General features: G+C 39.1%; 3 protein-coding genes. All 3 read right to left on the bottom strand.

The annotated features are described in order from the left end of the window. Nucleotides 1–525: 525 nt before the first annotated feature. Entirely contained in the window at nucleotides 526–1,194 is a 669-nt protein-coding gene (locus HT729_RS08825) for an aquaporin (protein ID WP_172926350.1), read from the bottom strand. A gap of 110 nt (nucleotides 1,195–1,304) precedes the next feature. Further along, nucleotides 1,305–2,096 (bottom strand): DUF2785 domain-containing protein, encoded by a 792-nt coding sequence (locus HT729_RS08820; protein ID WP_000284389.1) that lies wholly within the window; start codon nucleotides 2,094–2,096, stop codon nucleotides 1,305–1,307. A gap of 234 nt (nucleotides 2,097–2,330) precedes the next feature. Continuing rightward, a partial coding sequence (locus tag HT729_RS08815) for a transposase (RefSeq protein ID WP_172931918.1) occupies nucleotides 2,331–2,547 on the bottom strand: 217 nt, incomplete at its 5' end.

Below are 2,547 nucleotides of genomic sequence, written 5' to 3'. Positions count from 1 at the left end.
TTTGATTTTAGTCCAGTATCAGCGCTCATGAGACCTCACGGGATAAGTCCTACATCTTTCCTCGTTTATACAAGATATGAGGACGTTAAAAGGTTAGAGTGAAAATAGGAAATCTGACGCAGAGTCTTTAGACTCTAGAAAGATTTATCTTTTTCACACAAACCTTAGTCCGAATTCAATTACTCTCGTGATTTACGCATATAGGTTACGACCACCTTTTTGGACTTTAGAGTTTGAGGCCCCCTTATCCGCTATATACGCCTTACTATCACCTTCCTGTTCGTAGAGCCACGATTTCGCTATCCCTTCCTCTGACGATTCTTATTTCCAGTGTCAGACTTAAAACGGTCTATCCCCAGACCGTTTTAATCCGCTACCTCACGATAGTCAGGCTTGGGAATCGCTATTGGGTTCACCGGTAGCAGGTGCCCACCGAGGACTTACACCTCAGATGCACGACATGCCCGTCGTACTACGAAAAAGCCCTGTTCCTCGAGATGAGGAGCAAGGCTTTTTGAGTTTCAATTATTCTTCTGTTCCAAGGAAGTTTTTAGCAACAAGGGCTGCAAGAACTCCACCAACGATTGGCGCAAGGATGAAAATCCAAACTTGTTGAAGGGCTGCGCCACCTACCAAAACAGCTGGTGCCAAGCTACGAGCTGGATTTACTGAAAGCCCAGTAATGTTCAAGCCCACAAGAATCATCGCCATCAATGACAAACCGATTACCAAACCAGCAATCGCGCCATTGCCCTTGCTTGCTGATGTCACAGTCATGATAACCAAGACAAACAAGAAAGTTGCGATGACTTCAAACAAGAAACCACCAAAGATAGTGACACCGTTTGCCAAGGCATTTTCACCAAGGCTAGCAGTTGACATACCCGAGTTAGCCAAGAGGAAGAAGACTGCGCCAGAAGCGATGAAAGCTCCAACAACCTGACCAAGTATGTAGTTTACAAGTTCTGAAGATGACAAACGTTTGTTTACAAACATAGCAATCGAAACAGCCGAGTTCAAGTGAGCACCTGAAACAGTTCCGATTGAGTAGGCTGCCACCACGATTGCCAAACCAAAGGCAAAGGCGATTCCAAGGTGACCTAGGCCATCAAGACCATTTCCAAAAACAACAGCTCCTGTCCCGACGAATACAAGCATGAACGTACCGATTAACTCAGCAACAAATTTTTTCATTTTCTTTCTCCTTTTTTCAAAAACTAGATACTAGTCTATCAAAAGTAGGAAAGGGTTTCAAGAAAATTGATTGGAAATTTTCTTGAAAATCATAGAACTACTAGCAATACCTAATATTGAAAAGATTGAATAGCTTCTTTCAAGTCATCTTGTAAACTATTTCTCTGGTCAAGTTGGACATAGACTTCCAACAGACAGGATCTGAAGTTGGAAAATTTATAAAAATCTTCTCTTTCTTCTATCGGAAAGTCAACAGCTTTTATCCAAGAAGCTACTTGCTCTTGCGCTAACTTCCCTTGTAAAATAGGTTCATAGATCACTCTTGCTAAACGCCAATCCTCATCATCTGTAAAACGAATCGAAACTCTTTTAAATAGTTGGCCAAGTATATCAAATACTTCATGAACTCTGTTTTTAGGAAAGTTGGGATGACAAACCACCTCTGTCAGTAAATCGGCTCCATGTGCAAAAGCATGAACCCAACCATACTGACTTGAAAAACCCGTTGTATCCTTTTCTTTTGAAAGATAATACAAACCTTGATTTAAAAGGACATTACGAATTCCTGCATTTAATTCCTGATAAAAAATCGATTGCTGGTTGGCATCTGCAGACAAGAGATTTGCATAAATAAGCGCCCTAAAAGAACGTTCAAGGGTTGACAGGCCTACCTTATCAATATCTTTATCTAACCCTCCATCAGATGAAATCCCTTCAGCAATGAAATGAAATTGTTCCTGTGTAAATAGCTCTTCCTGAATCCCTCTAGCAAAGCTTGTAAAAACAAGGTCATCACGAATTTCTGGAGAAGGATCTCCCAAATGATCAAGTAGCCACTGGATTTCTTCCTGGTTATAACTTGGTTTTTCTTCTGCTATTTTTCTAAGTAACTTTTGATACATGGTCAATACCTCTACATTTCTAGCAACTGTTCAAAAATCTGTCCTTAAATGACTTTAGCAATTTGTAAAATTAAGTTAAAGAGAAAAAGACATTTATATTCAGAGAAACAGCACATTTCTGAAAGGATACATAAATGATTTATTCCATATTACCACAAATGAACTTGTAATGATAGAACTTTATCACAAAAATCACATTTCTGTCTCAAAAATTGCGAAAAACTAGTTATATAGTCATTTAGTTTTAAAAAAGCGTTCCAAACATTCAAAAATAGTTGGGACTTCCCTTAATAAATCTGTTACTTTCTTTTTCAAGATAGCCCAAGCTTGCTCAATAGGATTCAAATCTGGTGAATAAGGCGGTAGAGGTAAGAAAAAGTGTTTATCTTGGATGCAGAGTTCATCCAAAATGTTCTTGGGATCAAAACTAGCATTGTCCATGATAATAACA

This window comes from Streptococcus sp. 79, assembly GCF_013277425.1.
Taxonomy (GTDB): Bacteria; Bacillota; Bacilli; order Lactobacillales; family Streptococcaceae; genus Streptococcus; species Streptococcus pseudopneumoniae.
The sequence above is the reverse complement of the archived record's forward strand: the minus strand, read 5'-3'. Positions and strand labels throughout refer to the sequence as shown.